General features: G+C 50.2%; 15 protein-coding genes, 1 pseudogene and 1 riboswitch. Of the genes and pseudogenes, 5 read left to right on the top strand and 11 right to left on the bottom strand.

Annotation, left to right across the window (positions count from 1 at the left end):
* Positions 1 to 101: 101 nt before the first annotated feature.
* The 4 genes from FHT67_RS15340 to FHT67_RS15325 form a co-directional block, all read right to left on the bottom strand.
* Entirely contained in the window at positions 102 to 1,103 is a 1,002-nt protein-coding gene (locus tag FHT67_RS15340; protein WP_167199527.1) for a hypothetical protein, read from the bottom strand.
* A gap of 27 nt (positions 1,104 to 1,130) precedes the next feature.
* Positions 1,131 to 2,246: an AI-2E family transporter gene (locus tag FHT67_RS15335; RefSeq protein ID WP_132310230.1), complete on the bottom strand. Its 1,116-nt coding sequence runs from the start codon at positions 2,244 to 2,246 to the stop codon at positions 1,131 to 1,133.
* A gap of 83 nt (positions 2,247 to 2,329) precedes the next feature.
* A complete protein-coding gene (locus FHT67_RS15330; RefSeq protein ID WP_167199524.1) occupies positions 2,330 to 2,875 on the bottom strand; it encodes a histidine phosphatase family protein in 546 nt (181 codons plus the stop codon).
* Positions 2,876 to 2,965: 90 nt separating this feature from the next.
* A complete protein-coding gene (locus tag FHT67_RS15325; protein WP_243867173.1) occupies positions 2,966 to 3,742 on the bottom strand; it encodes an aminoglycoside adenylyltransferase domain-containing protein in 777 nt (258 codons plus the stop codon).
* Between the two features lie 249 nt (positions 3,743 to 3,991).
* Between FHT67_RS15325 and FHT67_RS15320 the strand changes: the two genes are divergently transcribed.
* Together FHT67_RS15320 and FHT67_RS15315 are read left to right on the top strand one after the other, a co-directional pair.
* Positions 3,992 to 5,767 (top strand): ABC transporter ATP-binding protein, encoded by a 1,776-nt coding sequence (locus FHT67_RS15320; RefSeq protein WP_132310226.1) that lies wholly within the window; start codon positions 3,992 to 3,994, stop codon positions 5,765 to 5,767.
* Positions 5,754 to 7,532, top strand: coding sequence for an ABC transporter ATP-binding protein (locus FHT67_RS15315; RefSeq protein ID WP_132310224.1), 1,779 nt, complete (start codon positions 5,754 to 5,756; stop codon positions 7,530 to 7,532). Before FHT67_RS15320 ends, FHT67_RS15315 begins: the two co-directional genes overlap by 14 nt.
* Positions 7,533 to 7,585: 53 nt before the next feature.
* On the opposite strand, the gene FHT67_RS15310 is transcribed toward FHT67_RS15315, so the two are convergent.
* Positions 7,586 to 8,005: a hypothetical protein gene (locus tag FHT67_RS15310; protein ID WP_132310222.1), complete on the bottom strand. Its 420-nt coding sequence runs from the start codon at positions 8,003 to 8,005 to the stop codon at positions 7,586 to 7,588.
* A gap of 73 nt (positions 8,006 to 8,078) precedes the next feature.
* Complete coding sequence (locus tag FHT67_RS15305; RefSeq protein ID WP_243867172.1) at positions 8,079 to 9,146, bottom strand: CapA family protein; 1,068 nt, start codon at positions 9,144 to 9,146, stop codon at positions 8,079 to 8,081.
* Between the two features lie 131 nt (positions 9,147 to 9,277).
* Positions 9,278 to 9,362: riboswitch (ZMP/ZTP riboswitch) on the top strand.
* Between the two features lie 85 nt (positions 9,363 to 9,447).
* Here FHT67_RS15305 and FHT67_RS15300 point away from each other — a divergent pair.
* The 3 genes and pseudogenes from FHT67_RS15300 to FHT67_RS30015 form a co-directional block, all read left to right on the top strand.
* Positions 9,448 to 10,302, top strand: a complete 855-nt coding sequence (locus FHT67_RS15300; RefSeq protein ID WP_167199518.1) for a bifunctional 5,10-methylenetetrahydrofolate dehydrogenase/5,10-methenyltetrahydrofolate cyclohydrolase — start codon at positions 9,448 to 9,450, stop codon at positions 10,300 to 10,302.
* Positions 10,303 to 10,941: a cyclodeaminase/cyclohydrolase family protein gene (locus FHT67_RS15295; RefSeq protein ID WP_167199516.1), complete on the top strand. Its 639-nt coding sequence runs from the start codon at positions 10,303 to 10,305 to the stop codon at positions 10,939 to 10,941. It abuts the gene before it with no gap.
* A gap of 355 nt (positions 10,942 to 11,296) precedes the next feature.
* A pseudogene (locus FHT67_RS30015) lies at positions 11,297 to 11,371 on the top strand (beta-xylosidase family glycoside hydrolase); the annotation flags it as partial.
* Positions 11,372 to 11,449: 78 nt separating this feature from the next.
* Here the strand turns inward: FHT67_RS30015 and FHT67_RS30525 are convergent.
* From FHT67_RS30525 to FHT67_RS15265, 5 genes are all read right to left on the bottom strand, one after another.
* Positions 11,450 to 13,528 carry a choice-of-anchor J domain-containing protein gene (locus tag FHT67_RS30525; protein WP_165930758.1) on the bottom strand — a complete coding sequence of 693 codons (2,079 nt, stop codon included), beginning with the start codon at positions 13,526 to 13,528 and terminating at the stop codon, positions 11,450 to 11,452.
* Between the two features lie 233 nt (positions 13,529 to 13,761).
* Positions 13,762 to 14,784: a dienelactone hydrolase family protein gene (locus FHT67_RS15280; protein WP_165930757.1), complete on the bottom strand. Its 1,023-nt coding sequence runs from the start codon at positions 14,782 to 14,784 to the stop codon at positions 13,762 to 13,764.
* Between the two features lie 60 nt (positions 14,785 to 14,844).
* A complete protein-coding gene (locus FHT67_RS15275; RefSeq protein WP_132310210.1) occupies positions 14,845 to 15,933 on the bottom strand; it encodes a Ger(x)C family spore germination protein in 1,089 nt (362 codons plus the stop codon).
* Positions 15,930 to 17,033 (bottom strand): GerAB/ArcD/ProY family transporter, encoded by a 1,104-nt coding sequence (locus FHT67_RS15270; protein WP_132310208.1) that lies wholly within the window; start codon positions 17,031 to 17,033, stop codon positions 15,930 to 15,932. The genes FHT67_RS15275 and FHT67_RS15270 overlap by 4 nt, the downstream gene beginning before the upstream one ends.
* 37 nt (positions 17,034 to 17,070) lie before the next feature.
* Complete coding sequence (locus tag FHT67_RS15265) at positions 17,071 to 18,438, bottom strand: spore germination protein (protein WP_132310206.1); 1,368 nt, start codon at positions 18,436 to 18,438, stop codon at positions 17,071 to 17,073.
* Positions 18,439 to 18,564: the final 126 nt, after the last annotated feature.

Genomic DNA, 18,564 nt, shown 5'->3' with positions numbered 1-18,564 from the left:
GAAAATAATTCAGAATGAGGTAGTTGAGACCGATGTGAGAAATAGAAAAAGCTGTCCGGGGTGGACAGCTTTTTTGAATGTACGGCATGTCAAAAAATGAGCTACAGCTTTGCAATGGCACGCGCGAGTATCTTTTCTTTTTTCCTTCTTGTCAGCTCCAGGGGGTTGAATCGCAAGGCGAAGGGGTTAACCTTTGCCTCCTTACCCGTACCGGCAATTGCATGAACTACGTTCTGGAGACTAGCAAACGCGCTCCCTGATTCCCGCAGCAGCAATGTTTGAAGATCGCTCAACAGCTCCTGTTGGTTCACATCCTTAAACTGCAGCCGCCCATTCGTTCTCAGAATCTGCGATTCGTAATAATCATAATGGTCAATGATTTCCCATCCTAACCAAATTTTCCGCAGTCTTTCAAGCAAGTTAGGAACATCATCAGCATGCCAAAGCTCCAGCCTTTTCCCTGGAATATCAATATGGTAGCCAGCGGAGGGAAAATGGTCGGACCATTCGCTAAATTGCAGATGTTCATATCCAACGTCTTTATTAATGGAATTGATAAGATCCGGTCCAATGAATAGAGGCTCCGTCTGTCCGTAAACCGGAAATATAAGCATCTCGTCTTGAGAGAAGGTTACGCTCACTAAAGTATCCGCCCAGCTTTTCTCTTCAAGAGGTTCAGAAAGCCTGCTATCCGTTTTGCCATCCATTCCGTTAACCGGTGTGCTGCTGACTATCTTTTCCTTCGGATACCCTACATAAGCAGCAAGATCCATGATGCCGTTAAAAGCCCATTGGATCTCCCAGCCGTCCCAAACCTTCTCCATCAGTTTTAAAAAAAGACGCCGAAGAGGTATGCCGTAACGCAAATCCTCTCCGCCGTAAAAAACAAGCTTTTTCTGCTTCTTATCGAAAACTACCCCACCCTCGGCCCATACCTCGTCGAGCCACTCGGAATTATCCACTGCGACCTGCTTTTTTATAAATTTGCGTGCATGACGCGCTCCCCAGAACAAGTCCTCAGGCATTGTTATTGCATTCCAGTGGCTGTAATACAATTCATAAGAATCGCCTTTAACAATAAGGAGATTGGCCCTATGTCCCAACGATACCCACTCCGATCTAGCGAATTTCTACTTCCGCTCGACAACCTCCGCAAGCGGATCCTTCGGCGGTATGCGGTTATGCTTGCGGAAAGCGTAGACCCGGATCGCGATAATCTTGATTATCGCGTAGACGGGAACGACGATAATCATGCCGAAAGCGCCGATAATGGAGCTTGCGCCAATTACGAGCAGCATAACGGTGAACGGATGAACGTTCATTTGCTTGCCGATGATCCGCGGTCCGATCAGGTTCGCTTCGATCTGGTTGGAAACGATAAGCACAACGCCAACCAGAAGCACCGTCATCGGAGATACGGTAAGCGCTACAACAGCCGTCGGAATAAAAGCGATCAACGGTCCGATATAAGGAATGAAATTCGTAATGGCGGCGATTAAGCCAAGCAATAACGGATAAGGCATATCGATCAGCAGGTAACCGACAAAGGTCAATACGCCGATAAGGAGCGACGTAAGCACCTTGCTCAGGATAAACGAACCGATCGACGCATCGATCTCCTTAAGCGCCCCGCTTGCTTCCTTGTGAAAACGTTCCGGCAGCATCCGCAGGATATGGCCGGGCAGCTTGTCTCCCTCGCTGAGCAAGTAATAGATCATAAACGGAACGAGACCAAGCAGGAAGAAGAAGTTCATAATCACGTTAAAAATGCCGCGTACGCTGCCGATGACGGAATTAAGCAATTCATCCAGCGATCCGGTCAGCTTGTTCGTCAGATTTTCCGTGGAAAGAGCATCCTTTTGTCCGATTTCCTTCAGCCATTCATGCTGCTGCATGGACTCCAGCCATGTCTGAACGGAAGCGACGATCTGCGGAAAGTTGTTCACCAAATTAATGGACTGGTCCCGGATTGGAGGCCAGATCATCCAGAAGAACAAATAGCAGATGCCGATTGCGCCTATGTAAACGATCAGAATAGAGAGCACCTTCGGAAGCTTCATAGAGAGCAGCCTTACAAACGGCCGGAACAAATAATAGAACATGCCTGAGATCAAGAGCGGTACGAACAGCGCGGCCAGCACCTTCCCGATCGGATCAAAAACGAAATCGACTTTGGACGCCAGAAAGGCGATCAACAACACGACGATAATGCCATACCCTATGCGAAACCACTTGCCTTGCGGCATACGGACAAAACTCCTTTTAACGATATTTTTTGCCTATTCCTAGAATTAACGCAAAACTAGCGAAAATAAACATAGGGACATCATTATTTCTCCCAAATTCGCCGAATGCTAGGTTTATCCCACGACGGGAAGGTTAGCAGAAAAACATCCGGATTGGACATAACCTCCCATTCGTCGAATCCGATCCTGCTGTCAAAATGCTTGAGCAGCAGGGAAATTAAATTGCCATGCGAGACGATAACGATGTTTTTCTTGCCGCTGCCCAGAGCTTCCGTAACGACGCTTACCGCTCGGCTCATTGCCGCGTTGCTGGACTCCCCGCCCTCGTAAAGTAAATCCATATCCTCGTAGGCTAATCGCAGCATCTCCCGCCAATCCGCATGATTGGTGCCGGACAGGACTCTTTCCGTTAACCGAACATCCGTAACGATATCTGCGGCGAGTCTATCAGCCAATGGGGTAATGCTGCGATAAGCCCTTTCAAACGGACTTGATAGAATGACATCCACTTCCTTACCGGCGAAAAAATCCGCCAGCTCCTCGGCCTGCTGCAAGCCTATCTCCGTTAAAGGAGCATCCGGCTCCTGCCCGGCAGCTTTGCAATGACGCACGATATAGATCCTTGTCACTCGTTTACCTCCCATACGCCGTGCCGTTAAACATTCGCTAGGATGTGTTGCTAAAATTATACAATAAAGATCCAATATGAATATAGTAGGCTAACCCGAAGCTATTATTTCAGCCAGCATATACTGGGCGAACTCAATAAGCTGTTCACCATCCCGTTCCGGCGAATTTCCCTGCTGCCCGATGTATTCATCCAGGCAGGCTCTTAGCAAGGGACGGTATTTGCTCGGCAATACCCGCAGTCCCCATTCCCCGCCCTCTAGCTTGGAGGACACCTTGCCTTCCCGCAAATAGAACAAAACCCGGCATAAATTTAAGGAATAATACACCGGTAAATCGGTAATCTCTTTGGAAGCTTCGCTTATATCGCCAAGAATAGTCTGAATGTAATAAATGCTCTCAACCGGCTTGAACAGCTCCGGGATCGGTACGCCCCATAAGGTCTTGCCCCTGTAATAAATAACGGTAAAATGCGCCGCTATATCCGGGTCTTCGAATCCTCCGCATAGATAACCGGGCTCTGACCGATACCGCTCCCGATGATACTGCGAGTAATGGTATTCAAATGGCGTGGGGTACGCAAACTCCCTTGCATAAGACTCCAATATTATGCTCAGCTCTATCCCATTGCCGCCGGGCAAGCCCTGATCCAGAAGCAAAACGTGCCTCGTTATCTGCTTCAGCTCTTCCTTGGACAACTTATCCTTCACGACAACGATGAGATCGATATCGCTTTTCTCCGGGTTATAACAGCCCATGGCTAACGAACCGTGCAAATAGATACCTGCTAAATTGTCCGATAATACCGACCTGAAGGTGCTCACCGCTTGTTGCAAAAAAGCACCGGTATTCGTCATGTCCCCCTTCAAATTTACGCCCTCCCCCGTTTTCCATTTTCTCTCCCCATTATTAGCCAAAATAAAATTCTATGTCTACGGCCGAATGAGCAAACTACAATATTCGGACATACTTCCTTCAAGATTAAGACAGTCCATCAGCCTTTTATTTTTATTCAGCTAAACTTATAAAAACCCGTTGGATAATGGATTATTTGTGATATAATCTCCATAGTTTTTTACCAATAAAGCTTTTACACTAACACAGAAATCGGTGATCACATGTTTCAATTCAAGTGGCTTTGGCACAATCTGAAGGGTGATCGGGCAAGGTACATTATCGCCCTATGCCTGTCAGTCATTGGCTCATCGCTCACGATCATTAACCCGTACATTGGTCAACGCATTGTCGACACCTTCATCGCAAGCGACAATGCCGTAAAAAATCTGACCGATGAACGATCCCTGCTGATCGGCTTATGCTTTGGGATGATCGGCTTCTCCCTGCTGCGCACGGGGCTTGCTTACTTCACTACCCTGCTCTACGAACGCGCATCGCAGAACATGCTGTTCCGCGTAAGGATTTACTTGTACAACAAAATTCAAGGTCAAGACATGCAATACTATGACCGCAACCGTACCGGGGATTTGATGACCAAGATGACGGGCGATCTCGAGATGGTGCGCCACTCGCTCGCATGGATTATCAAGACGATTATCGAGTCTCTTACGATCTTTTTGGCAGCGGTCGCCTACTTCTTCTTTATCGACGTCTCGCTTACGTTATGGCTGCTTATCCTGTCGCCGCCAATTCTAATCGTCGCTTTTATCTTCGCCAGACGCGTACGCCCGATGTATGTGGATCTCCGGGAGCGCCTGTCGCAGCTGAATACAACAACCCAGGAAAATATCGCGGGCAACCGGGTCGTCAAGGCCTTCGCGCGCGAGGAGTTCGAGATTCGGAAGTTTACCGAGAAGAACGTCAATTACTCGACGGCCAACAAGAAGGCCGCGTTGGTCTGGCTTGATTATTTCCCTTATCTGGAGACCTTGTCCCAGGCCTTTAACGTCATTCTTATGATTGCGGGCGGTCTGCTCGTGATGGACGGACGGATTACCTTTGGCGAGTTTTCCGCGTTCTCCGCGCTTATCTGGGGTCTATCCAACCCGATGCGCAACATCGGCATTATTATTAACGATATCCAGCGGTTTTTCGCCAGCCTTAGCAAAATCATCGATGTGTACTATGCACAGCCTCAAATCGTCAATGAGCACAAGCCGGTTGTGAAGCACCGCTATAAGGGCAGCATCGAATTCGACAACGTCAGCTTCAAATACGACAGTGCTACGGTACTCGAAAATATCAGCTTTAAAATTGAGCCGGGTGAAACCGTTGCCATCATGGGCGCCACGGGCTCCGGCAAAACAACGCTGATCAACATGATTCCGCGTTTCTATGATGTCACGAAGGGCCGCGTTCTCGTGGACGGCAAGGATGTCCGCAAGCTGGAGCTTGACGAGCTCCGCGGCAATATCGGGGTAGCGACGCAGGACGTCCTGCTCTTCTCCGACACGATTGACGGCAATATCGCTTACGGCAATCCGGATATGCCGGAGGAGGACGTGGCGAAGTTCGCCAAGCTTGCCGCTGCCCATGACTTTATCCGCAAAATGCCGGAAGGCTACGATACGGTCGTAGGCGAACGCGGGGTGGGTCTGTCGGGCGGTCAAAAGCAGCGGATCGCTTTGGCCCGCGCGATGGCCGTGCAGCCTCCGATTCTGATTCTGGACGATACGACCTCGGCCGTCGACAACGAGACGGAGGAGCATATTCAGCGGAGTCTGAAGGAGCTTGAATTCTCCTGCACCAAAATCATTATCGCGCAGCGCGTATCGACAACGGCGCAAGCCGACCGGATCCTCATTCTGGAGAACGGCCGGGTTATCGAAGAAGGCACTCACGCCGAGCTTCTCGCAAGGCGCGGGTATTATTACGGAGTATTTATGCTGCAGAACGAAGGCATCGAGAGAGAGGTGACGGCTCATGGCAAGGAATAAATTCGACATCGACGAGAATCTGGAGTCGCCCTTTAATATCAAGCACTTCAAGCGTGCTCTCGTCTACATCAAGCGCCAGAAGAAACCGATGATTATCGCTTTCGTGCTGAGCGCCCTGTCGGCGGGTATCGCACTCTCCGCGCCTCTGATCATGCAGCACGTGGTTGACGTGACCATTCCCGCCAAGGATAAAGGCGGGCTTGTCTGGCTGTCGTTGTTAATGCTCGGGACCATTGTGGTCAGCGTTATTCTGGCAACGATCCGCTCCCGCATTATGACACGCGTCGGGCAGGATATTATCTTCGATATCCGCTCCGATCTGTTCAAGCACCTGCAGGAGCTGCCGTTCCAATATTACGACGACCGCCCGCAAGGCAAAATTCTGATCCGCGTTGTCAACTACGTCAACTCGGTATCCGATGTTTTATCCAACGGTATCATCAACTTGATTCTGGAGATTCTCAACCTGATCTTTATCGCGGCGTTCATGTTCGCGGTTGACGCCAGATTGTCTCTTCTTATTATAGGCGGTCTGCCGATCTTCATCGGCATCATGCTGCTGATCAAGACGAAGCAGCGCCGGGCATGGCAAGCGGTATCCAATAAGAGCTCCAATATGAACGCTTATCTTCAGGAGAGCATTAGCGGCATTCGCGTTACGCAAATCTTCACCCGGGAAAAACATAACGAGGGCACGTTCACCCGCTTATCGGAAAACTATCGCAGCGTGTGGATGAGAGCGATGTACTTCAACTTCCTTGTGCCGTTCTCAGTCGATAACCTGACGACGCTCGTAACGACGTCCATTTATTTCGTGGGTCTCTTGGCGCTAAGCCCGGCCGAAGTCACCTTTGGCGTTATTCTGGCGATGAGCAGCTACGCGGCGCGTTTCTGGCAGCCGATACTTAATATTTCCAACCTGTACAACAGCTTTATCAACGCCGTTGCTTATCTGGAACGGATCTTCGAGACGCTTGACGAACCGGTAACGGTCAGCGATGTGCCTAACGCGCGCGAGCTGCCGGCTATCAAAGGCCGGGTCACCTTCGACGATGTGACCTTCGCTTACGACCCGGGCGTCAACGTGCTTCAGAACCTGAAGTTTGATGTGAAGGCCGGCGAGAGCATCGCGCTTGTAGGCCCTACAGGCGCCGGTAAAACAACCGTCGTTAACCTGATCTCTCGTTTCTACAATGTTACCGAGGGCCGGATTCTAATCGACGGTCACGACATTGCGGAAGTGACGCTGAAGTCGCTGCGCAGCCAGATGGGCATTATGCTTCAGGACAGCTTTATCTTCTCCGGCACGATTATGGACAATATCCGCTACGGCAAGCTGGACGCGACGGAAGAAGAGATTATTGCCGCAGCCAAGACCGTATGCGCCGACGATTTCATCCGCGAGTTCGAGCATGGCTATATGACCGAGGTAAACGAACGAGGCTCGAAGCTATCCCAAGGCCAACGCCAGCTGATCTCGTTCGCCCGCACGCTGCTCGCGAATCCGCGCATCCTGATTCTCGACGAAGCTACTTCGTCGATTGATGCCCAGACCGAGCGCCTGCTGCAGAAGGGTCTGAACGAATTGCTGAAGGGACGGACCTCGTTTATTATCGCGCACCGTCTGTCCACGGTGAAGAACTGCGACCGGATTATGTACGTAGCCGACAAAGGCATCGCCGAAGCCGGCTCGCATGGCGAGCTGATGGCCCAGCGCGGCCGTTACTACAAGCTGTACACGGCTCAGAAGATGGAAGCCATGTAACCAAACGCAAGCAAGGCCCCCGATCGATGGATCGGGGGCCTTTTCTATTAAGCTTATCGCGAAAGCTTGACGACAAGCTTTTTCGCCGATTCGGTTTCGACCGTAATTTTGTAACGTTCCTTGATTGCCTTATATTCAATGCTGCCGTTCTCCGGGGAGGTTACGGTTTTCTCCCATACGGTCTCGTTATCATGGCTGACCTTGAGGATAAACGTCCCCTCCTCCGAAGACGCCTCATACGGGATATTTACCGGACCCGCATCCGCAACGGAGAAATCGTCCACCGTGTAAGTGCCCTTCAGCGAGCCGATCTTCAAGCTCAGCTTGCCGTTGATCTCGGTTTTTACGGTTGAGACGGCAAAGCTGGTTTGATCGGCATATTTGGACACGACATTAATGACAACAACCGTGACAATGAACAAGGCTAAAAAGATCAGAAATCTGAATCTGAGTTTGGACTTACCGATTCTCAAAAACATAACCCCCCGGAATTATTGTCCATCGGACAATAATTCGCCAGGGGGCTTTCAATCCCTCTTCTTGCCGTTATTTTGCCGATACCGTCCCATCCTTGTTGACCTTCACGTTGAATGAAATCTTACTCAGCTTCGAATACGTCGTTTCGTTATAAGCCTGATCCCGCAGAATCGGTCTTGTATTTTCGATTTTTACCGGCGTAATTTTACTGCTCACCTTGTCCCCGTCGAACGTCAGAGTAGCAATCATGGAGTCGTACGCTTTGTTTGAACGCTGCGTTGGGGTAAAGACAAAGTTGCCGAGGGAATAGTAGATCGGCTTGCCCTTGTACGTTTCAATCCCCTGCAGGCAATGACTATGGCTGCCGATTACGGCATCTACCCCCGCGTCGATAAAGGCTTTCGCATACGTTCTCGCATAATCCTCTGGGTAATCCTGGTATTCATTATTCCAGTGAATATAGATAACCGTTATGTCCGAATATTTAACCGCGTTCTTAACGTAACGCATCATCGTGTCAAAATCGTAACCCGAGGCGATCCCCGCCTTGTTATCCCCTGCGTACCAGCTTGGACCCGAGAGCACCCGGCTTATGCCAACGATCGCTACCTTCTTCCCGTTGACCTTCTTGGAGTAGGCGGTAAACGCCTCGTCGATATTGCTTCCAGCCCCGGTGTGGCCAAGCTTGTATTCGTCCAGGTAGTCCAGCGTATCGCTCAGAGCTTCCACCCCGTAGTCGAGCGTATGGTTATTCGCAACGGAAACTCCGTCTATTCCGGAGTTAACGATCGCTTGCAGCGTTTTGGGCGCGGAACGGAAGGTGTACGTTTTGATCGCCTTTTGCCCGCGCGTCGAGATCGGAGTCTCCAGATTGGCGAAGCTGATGTCGGAGCCGGATAACAGGCTGCGTACCTTCTCAAACGGATAATTCACGCCATACTTATCCATGTTCGCCGCAACCTTCCCGTCCAGTAGAATATCCCCCGCAAAGCTGATCTCAATCGGCTTGTCCTCTTTGGCAGCAGGCTTTGCCGGAGCTGAAGCAGCAGAAGAGGCTATTGCCGTCACACGGCCCGCCGCCTCCAGATTAAAGCCCAGAAAAAGAAGCAAAGCCATTACGTATTTAAGCACCGTCATTCGCATCGTACCTCCATGGAATCTATGTATCTTCCAGCCAAGACTACTAATGTGTATGCCGTAAGGAAGAAATAGATTACTAGATGAGAAGGCTTTTCTTTCTTTCAATCTTTTGATACAGTAAGAAAAATAACGTTGTATGCGACTGGCGAAAACAGTGGAATGGACCACGAGGGAGCATACAGCTTGAACGTTCCGTTCGCCTGGGAAAAGTATCTGAGGATAGAGACTCGCGTTTTTTCGCGAGCCTTCCGCGGGTGCTTTTTTTCGTTCACGAACAAAAAGGCATGGAGGGATTGGAATGACGAAGCTTTTGAAAGCGAAGGAAGCGGCAGATCAGGTATACGAAGAAATCCGAACGAAGGTCAAGGAGTGGGAGCAGCTTGGGGTCCAGCCTCATATGGCAACCATTTTGGTTGAAGGAGACCCCGCATCGGCCTATTATGCCGGGGCTAAGCAAAGAATTGCCGAGAAGCTTGGCGTCGCTTTTACGCTGCACTCCTTCACGGCAGAGGTTGCGGAAGAAGAGATCCTTCAGCTTGTTAATCGGCTGAACCATGATCCATCCGTACATGGCATTATGCTGGAGCTCCCCCTGCCCCGGCATCTGTCGGCAAGCGCGATCGAGAAGGCGATCTCCCCGTTGAAAGACGTGGATGGGGTTACGCCCGACAATAAGCTTGCAACGGTAACGGGGCATACCGGTCTCTATCCGGCGACTCCGCAATCCTGCATTCGGCTTCTGAAACATCACGGTTATACGCTTGAAGGCAAGAATGTAACGCTCGTGGGACGCGGTCAGACCGTTGGACTCCCGCTGTTCCATATGCTTCAACGCGAGAACGCCACCGTCACCGTCTGCCATTCGCGTACACCGGACGTCGCTTCTCATCTGGGCCATGCCGAGATCGCCTTTGTTGCCGTTGGCCGTCCAAATGTCGTTACGCAAGATATGGTTCATCCCGATCTGGTTATTATCGATGCGGGAATTAATGAAACGCCGGAGGGTAAAATAGTCGGCGATGCAGCAGCCGGCGTCCAAGCAAGCGCAGCGGCGGTATCCCCTGTACCGGGCGGAGTCGGAACATTAACAACGGCTATCCTGTACGAGAATCTGATGAAGGCGATTGACCTTCAGCTTGGGGAGGTAAAGTAGATGACAACAACGATTACATGGGATGATTCCATCCGTTCTTTTCTGCGACAAGCCGGCAGCTCCAATCCTACCCCGGGCGGAGGAAGCGTAGCCGCACTAATTGCCGCGCTTGGAGCTTCAATGACTTCCATGGTCGGAAACCTGACTCAAGGCGAGAAATTCGCCGATATTCAATCCACCATTAGTGAAGTCATAGAGAAGATGCGCCGTTTAACGGCAGAATGCGAAGAGCTGCTGCAGGCGGATATCGCTTCTTTTAATGGATACATGGATGCGCTAAAGCTCCCTAAGAGCTCCGACGAAGAGAAACGGATACGTACAAATGCGCTTCACGAAGCTGCCATTCAGGCGATTGATGTTCCTCTTCGTCTCATGCAGGTGTGCCGGGAAGGTCTTGTGTTCACCCATCGCATTGCGGAGTCTTCTAACAAAAACGTCATCTCTGATCTGGGGATCGGCGCGATCCTGTTCGAAGCCGCCGCGCAATCCGCATTACTGACAATCGAGATCAATCTAGCCTCCTTAAAGGACGCGGAACGGAAACAGCATTATTCGGACACGCTGACGTCGCTAATGAGCGAGATCCAGGATCTTAAAAACAAGTCCCTGCAAGTAACCCGCAACCGCATCCTAAATTAATTTGCAGTACGTTGGATTCTCTCCAATACAATCTGGCTAAAATAGAGGCTCCGGGTGCCACGAATCGTTCTACTTCGCTGTGCACAAAGAACAACAGTGTAGCCAACAATAGCGAGGTTAAAAGCGGATCCCCTTTCAGCGACACCTTGTTAGGCTCCGCAAATTGCGAATAACGAATGTAAGTTGTCCCGGATGCCGATTGCCGGCTGGGATCGGGTTTATCTGCGGGCCGTCATCGAAGGGGAGGCGTTGCGCTTTTATGACTCCCCCGGACGGCGAGGAATGGACGTAGGCCGGTCCTGTATTAGATGCCAGCAAATGCTCGGACGAACATTCCAAATTCGGCCACTTCAACGGTGCCTTCGTTGGCGTCTGCTGCCAGGATTCCTGCCGAAAACGGAAATACGCGGATTTTGATTATTTCGAGTAAAGAAAACCGGATACGGAGTAGAGAGTTTAGAGATAAAGAAGAAGACGCGCAGGAGGTCCTGGCGTCTTCTTCTATTTTTTAATTAGACGGCTTGCCCTTTTTCCCGCTAGACTTTAAGACTACGTCGTAATCGTAAGGCACGCTGCTCACGCTGCCTTCGGGCGCGGCATACGTCGTCATCATAATGATACGGTCGTATTTGGAGCTATGAAGCATATCGGCAAGCTCGACGCGGCTCGACTCCGACATGTTGATCAGATCCGGCACCCGGATGACTTTCACCTGGTTGCCTCGTTCTTTATCCTTCTGCTTGTCGTAGTTCTTCATGAGGCCGATAAACTCTACCTGATAATTCACGTATTGGCCGATCGTCTGCTCCAAGCTCTTGAAGCCGGAGGTGTCGGACATCGGATCGATCACCGCTCCGTTCAAACGAAGATTGGATAAGTACCAGCCCGCTTCATTAAAGCCCCAGTCCGTCAGGTACCGGAACCCAAGCAGCACCTTCTTCCCGGCATAAGCGGACAAATCAAAGGTCTCCGTCTTCCAGCCTTCCGAGCTGCCCGTGAAGCCGGGCAGATTCGCTGCCGTCTTCGGATAACCTCCTTCGACCAGATCGCTGCGCGTATCCTCGTTCGAGAGCGACGTCCAGCTCTTTCCTCCATCCTCGGATACTTGCACAACGCCGAAATCCCATTGCTCTTCGATATTATAGCTCGTATCAAAGCTGAGTTCAGGCTTGGACTGGCCTGTCAAATCCAGCTCCTTGATCAGGAAGTTGTCTGCCTGATCGCCTTGATTGCTCCAAAGGACCGTTCCTTTGTCTGGATCCTGAACAGGCGTCCAGTTCGTGCGCAGGAAGTCAAGTCCCTGGAAGTACAGGTGATCAATTTTCGAATCGGGCTTGAGGACCTTAAAGTCTGTTCCCCATGCAGGCGTAATATTATCCGTCTTAACCGAGGTTGCAAAATCGGGAGCCAGATCAATGGAATTAAACTTGTAGGTGGAAGAGTCCCCTTTATAACCGCTGTCTAGCACAACGGCCGTCATGTAGTCGGCATATAAGTCTGCGAACGACTTATTAATCCCCGCCTCGGCCAGCGCGGCTTCAACACCGCTAATGCCGGCGTTAGGGTTATGGAACAGGGTTCGAATAAAGGACTCCCCGTAATGATCGTAGAGATACAGCTGGAACAGATAAGCGTTACCGTAATCTGCAAGAATCTGGAGATCGGTCTGGTCGCCCCATAAGGTAAGGGAGTTGCGGAGATTGGACAAAAACTCGCTCACATGGTCCGTGGAATGACCGTAGCCCACCATGTATTGGGCAAAGTCGGACAAGCCTTCATTAATGAAGCTTTCTTCCGCCGGATCGGTATCCCGGTGCAGCAAATGCTGAAACTCATGAGCGAACACGCCTTCATACAGATAAGGCTTAGCCGCGGTAGGCCCTGTCCTGTTCAGCCAATCCAGGCTGTCAATCGTCATTACGTTGCGATCGGCAAAATCGCTGATCGTAGGAGAAAAGTAACCCGCGATATAGCTCGGATAATTCGGATCATAGTAGCTTTGATCCTTGATATTATCGATTAGAATAACAACGCGGCCGCTGTCATCCTTGTACAAGCCGTTATACCCGTCTTCCCCTTTGCGTTCAGCCGGCGGTGCAAAGTATTCGATTTCTTTCGGATAAATACGCGTTTCGAATTCGTTCAGCAAGTATTGTACCTGCTCGTCCGTAATTTGAACGGAGCCGTTTCGCGGATCGCCATCCGGGAATCGGAGGTTGTTCGCTACCCACACCTCGCCGCTTTTCCCGACGGCCCGAAGAGTAAAGTTCGTTAAATAATATTGACCGTTCACATCGTTGTTCGTCAGCCATGGTTTGACGGTACCCACATCCGCTTCCGTCAAGCCGGCCGCCTCTGACGACAAGCCCGCATCCTCCGAAGCCGCACTTCCCGTCAAATCCAGCCGTCCCTCGGCTTCGACGCTTTCCAGCGTGTCTGCCCTAAGCTTGGCGCCTACGTCCAGCACGCTGGGATTTGCGTTGTAGCTTGTCTGCTTCGTTGGCGCCGCCGTTGCCGCTGACGGCGTCAGAAGGCCTCCGACCAAAATTAATGACGATATCAGACCAAAAAAATTGCGTTTCGCCACATCCATTCCTCCTTAAAAGAATGATCACACAAATAGCCCGGATTAGCCTGATTGTGAGGATTCTTTAGTCGTAAGCATGAGCTTACCGATAGTGCCAGCCGCATGAAGGCTATGTCAACTATCATAACAAGGAGGAAAATAAACGAAAGTGCCGCTGCTACCATACGTGTCCATGTCAGGAAGACTTGTGCCGCATAACTATCGCCCTAGCTCTTGTCAAATTCGGTCGGTTCCTATCCCATTAATGTTTCATAGAGCCAGCTATAAGATATTCTTCCGCTAATCTCATGCTTTCCGGGGTGGATATCCCAGCCCAGCCGCTCTGCCGCTTCCCATTCGTTATAGATCTCCCGCAATGCCTCGATGGCGTTCCTCGTATATTTTACCGGAAAGATCGGATCATGCTCTCCCGATTCCACGAACAAGGCTCTTGGCGCAAGCAGCCCGGCCAGCTCCGGCTGCTCTGCCTCAAGCAATAGGCCCGGCATGTAATTGTCTATGCAATGGTGCATGGACAGAATGCTGCCCTGAAACGTATTAACCCAGCCGCATAATACCGTCGCTCTCACCCGCTCGTCCAATGCCGAGGTATACGCGCCGATCAAGCTGCCACCCGAAAATCCGAACACGCCAAGCCTTTCATTGTCTACATCCTCGCGTGTCTGCAAATAATCAAGCGCCCGGATCGCTTCGTATACTCTCATGCCGGCCAGCGTTCTTCCATACATAAGCAGCTGTGAGGACAAATCGACGCAGGAGCTGCCTGAAGGGTTGGCTTGCGAATCCCGTGCCAGCCGCCGGGCGCCAAAGCCCATGATTTCGGGAATCGCTACGATCATTCCCCGGAGTGCCAGTTGAACCGCAAAGCGGTTATAAATACCCGGATCGTCCAGCGCGCGGCCTTGCTCATCCAGCCCAACCGCATCCCTCATGCCATTGCCATGGCCATGACAGGCAAGCACGGCGGGCATTGGGCCTGCCGTGTCCTTCGGAATAAGCACCCAGACCGGCACCTGGACCGATTGCATCGTAGAGTAAGCAACCCTCTCCAGGAAATAATCGCCATAGTCGGTTCGGTCTATCAATCTGGCGTTAAGAGGATAGTTGCGATCCGGGAATTCGCCCAGCGCCTGCTTCAGCTTGCTCAGCAGGTTATGGCGTCTCTCCGCCAACGGAGCTTCGATTTCCTTCATGCGTCTTTCCCTTTCCGCTTGCTCGTACAGCTGCTGCAGCATGGCATCCACTGTCCAATCCATTACCTCAACCGCTCCTCCCATTATAAAGAAAACCTCTGGGTTTATTATAAAGGAACAACATTAGTCGAGAAACTCCAATCCCGTATTTCTCAAATCGATGCGGAACGTATAGCTGATCTCCGCATGCTTGAACATTTCCGGCCATTTCTCGTACTCCGACGGCTGAAGGCGGCTGCGGAAACGATTGCCAAAGCCAAAAATATCGGCTCCTAACCGCTGCGTTTTTTCAAACATCGATTTGGCAAGAGTGTTCAGATCCGTTTCCAGCTCGGCAACAACTTCGGTTGAATTCTGCTTCCGGGAACGGGAGCTGTCGATGAGCGTTGTGACAAGCGAGCAGTCAATTCGAATAATCGGCTTCCCATCCTTCAGGTCTGTCCTTACGCGGGTATGGTTATGTACAATTCGGACATCCGATTTGCTCATCAGTTCAACCTCGGAATCGTGAAACCGATGTGTGAAAATTTCATACAAAAGCGATTCATCCTTGTTTAATTCCCCAACGATCTTGTCTTTGACAAAAATCGCATTGCCTGCAAGGACGAACGAATTCTGCTTCCCTTCGGTTAATAAAGGGATCAGATTAGCATGAAAGGGATTGTATAATTTAGAGTAAACATCCCACAGCATCACTTTGTTTTTTCTCGGAATGCCTCCCGCGTAAGTCTCGAAAAACAGCTTGGTGTAGATGCCTGAGAGCTCTCCCGTCGGATTGGTGTTCGTAAAGATACGCTCCATATCGCCTCTTATAATAGCGACTACGGCATCCAGGGGAACGGACCGCTCTCTTATCGCAAACTCCAAGTAAGGCACAAGTCCCGTTTGGGCTAACGATTCGTGCACCAAAATCGCGCGTGTTGAGGAAGGATCAAGCGCCTTGGGCAGCTTGTATTTAACTCTGTTCATCGCATCCGATACGGTCTCCCCGTGCTGGCTTAGCGTAAAAAAATCCTTTTTGTTCGTTTCCTGCATTCCTTTGGGCAGCGGAAAACGAAACCATACCTTTAAGGAGGCATCCGTAGATTTCTGCAGACCTATTACGCCGACCATTAGCCGGTTATCCACGTCTTTGGAGTCCCAGCACCCGCAAGTTACGAGCATAAGCAGACAGAGCGTAATAACAAGCGGCCATCGATGCCTTCTTCTCATACTCCTTCTTCCTTTCCAACTCTCCGGCCGTAGGCTACGGCCAGCATCCCAAGCAAAGGAAAAACAAACATAACGTAGAGTCTGATTCCGATTGTCAGTACGGTAATGCTCTCGATCTCCCTCCAAGAGGTTACAAGCGTTGCAGTCGCATAAACGGCCAATAACGCCACTGCGTATATGACAGGTCTATTTGCCCGGGGCCATAGCGTGCTAAACATTTCTCCAATGGCATGCATCTTTAGGGCCATGATAACCAAGATGTAGAGCATCGTGATGGAGACATAAAAAGCGGTTAAATTTTCGAACACAATCCAATAATGCGATACGGAATCCATCTTGGAGATGAAGGGCATTGTCAGACGTTCACTTAATTCTCTTCCGAATGTTAGTACCGGCAAATAAATATAGCTGGAGATCAAAGGAAGAGTACACAAAATTGCAACGAAATAACTGCTCCACGCCTTTCTTGCCGACTGCCTCGTATAGGGCCCAATAAACGATGTGATGACAAACCCCATCCACATAAACGATCCGGCATAGAAGCGTTTATCCATGAAGAAATCGCCGTTTGTTCGGATCCACGGGGCGCCAAGCGTCCAATGCACATCGCTTAGACCAATAATTATCAATATTAAAGTAAACAGCAAAGTCAGCAGAAAAAACACTCTGGCTGTCCGTAAAATCGGCATCATCCCCGCCAGCGCAAGTGCGGCAGGGGCAAGAAGCATACCGTTCAAAAACGATATTGGAGTGGTGGGAAGCATGGTCATCGTAACGATCTCTGAATAAGCCCTCAGCATAATAACAATCGCAGTAAAAAAGAACAGAAGAATGGGCAGGCAAATGATGCATGTCCAGACTACGCCTATGGAACCGCGAATGCGGCGCAACAGCTTTTCTCCGTTTAATTGAGTGAGCAGCCGGCTGTAAATCCATGAGCTGACGATGGCACCCGCTGCCCAGATCGTTATGGGGACCCAATAGGCTCCGTCTGTGCTGCGGATGATAAAGCTCGGATAAATAAATCCAGCCGCGGCACCGGAGTATAACATTTGAATAGCAAACAGTTCATACCCGCCAATACTCGATAGACGCTTCATAGAACACTCCTTTGATGCAATTGGACGATGGATTGGGCTAGGTTGTCTTTTTCCTTTTAGACCATAAGGAAGTAAGATAAGGGGATCCAAATGTTTCCAGGCAGCTGAGATAAAATACAAGACAAGCAAAGCAGAAGACGATACCCAGAATTCCGGCGATCGATGCCCCCACTACAATGAAATACTTCAAAATCCGCTGAACCAATCCCATTTGGTAATCTATAACAATAAAATTCGTAATAGCCGTAGCCGCCACAACGATAATGAGCAGGTTGCTGACGATATTCGCCTGGATAATCGCTTGTCCAAGCACGACGCCCCCTACCATCGTAACGGTCGAGCTTATCGTCTTGGGCAGCCGCAAGCCGGCTTCGGCAATAAAATCAATCATGACCAGCATAAGAAGCGTTTCTACAAATACGGGATAGGGTACGCCTTCCCGGCTTGCAGCAGCTGCCAGACTAATCTCTAGACGGTTGACGTCCACGTTTATCGAGGTCAACGCCACATACAAAGCCGGGAGAAACAAATTGATGAACATCGCCAGAAAACGCAGGATAAGCAGAAATTGGGTTACAAATGGATTTACATATTTATCTTCAGGCGAGTGCCAAAAGTCGGTATAAACGGAAGGCACGCTTAACGCGAACGGGGATCCGTCAACCATAATAACAGCCTTGCCTTGTAGCAGGTCCATCGAGACTCGATCGGGTCTTTCGGTGGAAACTGCCAAAGGAAATAAATGCATTCGCTTGCGGGACATAAGCAGACGCAGAAATTGAACGCAGTCATGAATAGCATCCGTCTTAATGCTGGAAATCCTCTCTTTAAGCTGCGATAACAGATCAACGTCAATGGCATCCGCATAATAAAACAGCCCGACACGGGTATAGCTCTCGGTTCCGACCACAGTCTCCCACATTTTCAGCTTGGAAGAATGAATTTGTTGCCGAATCAAAGCCGTATTCACGTCGAGACTTTCGATAAAAGCATTCATTGGACCTTGAAGAACATTCTCGGTTATTGGAGAACCGATGCCCCTTTGTTGATTCTCTGATAATTGCAGAATCAGGCCCTTCGAAGATTTCCGCTTGCATAGAATGGCATATCCGTTGCAGATCGCCGCTTCACAGCGCTCGAATTCCCCTTCGGTCATTCCGGTACCGCTATAACGGGCTAGACGCGCGGTTAAATGCCCATTGTCCTCTCCTAGCAGAAAATCCAGCTTTTGCGAAGAGCATAACGATTGGAGGTAACATAAAATCATTTCGTCTTTATCCAAGGAGCCAATTAACACCACTCGGAAATCCATGGAATCCGCAAACGCCTTTTCTAGCAGCTCGAGCAAAGGCTCCGAACAAGGCTGCTCGTTCAAACCGTATACGGTAGCAAGAATATCGGGCATGACGAAGGCCTCCTTGTTTGCCACGAATTAGGAATCGTTATTTTATTCTTTCCAAAAAAGTTCAAGGCATGTAAAGAAGCATCCGCAGTTCAACGCCTTCTTCAAGGGCTCTTCTGCCGGTGCTTT

It is taken from the genome of Paenibacillus sp. BK720 (genome assembly GCF_011761545.1).
In the GTDB taxonomy this organism is placed as follows: Bacteria; Bacillota; Bacilli; order Paenibacillales; family Paenibacillaceae; genus Pristimantibacillus.
This window is presented reverse-complemented; position numbering and strand designations above follow the sequence as displayed.

Coding starts and splice junctions, on each gene's coding strand:
- FHT67_RS15295 (WP_167199516.1), top strand. CDS start 10,303: ATGACAACAACGATTACATGGGATGATTCCATCCGTTCTTTTCTGCGA.
- FHT67_RS15270 (WP_132310208.1), bottom strand. CDS start 17,033: ATGAAGCGTCTATCGAGTATTGGCGGGTATGAACTGTTTGCTATTCAA.
- FHT67_RS15305 (WP_243867172.1), bottom strand. CDS start 9,146: ATGACGGTGCTTAAATACGTAATGGCTTTGCTTCTTTTTCTGGGCTTT.
- FHT67_RS15280 (WP_165930757.1), bottom strand. CDS start 14,784: ATGGATTGGACAGTGGATGCCATGCTGCAGCAGCTGTACGAGCAAGCG.
- FHT67_RS15265 (WP_132310206.1), bottom strand. CDS start 18,438: ATGCCCGATATTCTTGCTACCGTATACGGTTTGAACGAGCAGCCTTGT.
- FHT67_RS15315 (WP_132310224.1), top strand. CDS start 5,754: ATGGCAAGGAATAAATTCGACATCGACGAGAATCTGGAGTCGCCCTTT.
- FHT67_RS15275 (WP_132310210.1), bottom strand. CDS start 15,933: ATGAGAAGAAGGCATCGATGGCCGCTTGTTATTACGCTCTGTCTGCTT.
- FHT67_RS15320 (WP_132310226.1), top strand. CDS start 3,992: ATGTTTCAATTCAAGTGGCTTTGGCACAATCTGAAGGGTGATCGGGCA.
- FHT67_RS15300 (WP_167199518.1), top strand. CDS start 9,448: ATGACGAAGCTTTTGAAAGCGAAGGAAGCGGCAGATCAGGTATACGAA.
- FHT67_RS15335 (WP_132310230.1), bottom strand. CDS start 2,246: ATGCCGCAAGGCAAGTGGTTTCGCATAGGGTATGGCATTATCGTCGTG.